At 43.1% G+C, this 1,036-nt stretch carries 1 protein-coding gene and 1 pseudogene; both read right to left on the bottom strand.

Features of this window, described 5'->3' with window-relative positions; translation table 11 throughout:
- Positions 1 to 536: 536 nt before the first annotated feature.
- The gene (locus F6J99_RS45330) at positions 537 to 779 is read right to left on the bottom strand and encodes an HNH endonuclease signature motif containing protein (protein WP_293124067.1); all 243 of its coding nucleotides are present in this window, start codon (positions 777 to 779) and stop codon (positions 537 to 539) included.
- A gap of 130 nt (positions 780 to 909) precedes the next feature.
- Positions 910 to 1,036, bottom strand: a pseudogene (locus F6J99_RS45325) (IS4 family transposase); the annotation flags it as partial.

The following is a 1,036-nucleotide window of genomic DNA, read 5'->3' as shown; positions in this document are numbered from 1 at the left end:
CCGCCATCCGGATGAACAGTTATAATTCTTGGGGTTGTCCCCGCGAGTTACCTGAGTCATACCTCTCCCGCACGAGGGAGGCTCCTACTCAGAACAAGCCGCACACAGTTATAACTTTTGGGGTTATTCCCGCTAGTTACCTAAGTCATACCTCACTCGATTATGAGTGGTTCCTACTTAGAACGAGCCGCACTACTCGTTCCGTTCCTTAGATTATTTGATGATTTAGGATGTTCCATTTTGCCTATTTCCTTCTCGGAGATTACAGCTAACCCGATAAAATCGCTGTGAGAATGAGGAAATGTAGTCCACATTTTATTTTCAGATTGTGGCTTCCCACTAAGACACTTTTCTAGGAACTGTTTATCCATGTCATCTCCCCGTTAGCGGCAGTGTGGCTAATCTGTTTTGCCTCTGATTCCGCCCTGAATTAAACTAAGCCGGTGAGTCACCTCACCGACTCGTCTTCAAAACCGTACGTGACAATGCACGCATCATACGGCTCCTCATCATAGGAACCATTGTCATTGGTACCTCTAAAACGGGTTTTCATCTAACTCATTAGAGTTAATTTTAGTACCGTGTTTGGCGTCGTGACAGTGGAGGTGTAGTAACTCAAGATTTTGAGTTTCGTCTTTTCCACCATTAGCGCGTGGTAGTATGTGGTGCGTTTCTAACAAATCTCCTTCCTTGAAGGTAAGACCACAATGAGCACATTTCCTTTCTTGCCTTTTCAAAAGCTTTCCCTTTTGACTGGTCATCTCAGGATGTTTCTGCATTCTGGTACTCCAGTAAATCAGGTCTCCGTCGTAGGGGCTTCGAGTTTCTTGTACTTTTGTATGCCTAACTATGTTTGTTTTGGCATGTTTTTGAAGAAATATTTCTTCGCTTTGAAATACCCAATTGTCTCTGGGGGGGCGACATGAGAGCTAAAAAGTAGACTGTATAAGCTTCATAGCTCTCATACCTCGTAAATAATTATCGAGCTTATGACGACTTAAACGCATTAAAGCATCAACTAATTCCCAACATTTAT

It is taken from the genome of Moorena sp. SIO4G3, assembly GCF_010692305.1.
GTDB classification, from domain to species: domain Bacteria; phylum Cyanobacteriota; class Cyanobacteriia; order Cyanobacteriales; family Coleofasciculaceae; genus Moorena; species Moorena producens_A.
This window is presented reverse-complemented; position numbering and strand designations above follow the sequence as displayed.

What these genes read in the sequence shown, in the direction of transcription:
- F6J99_RS45330 (WP_293124067.1), bottom strand. Translation starts at nt 779, where the DNA reads ATGCAGAAACATCCTGAGATGACCAGTCAAAAGGGAAAGCTTTTGAAA.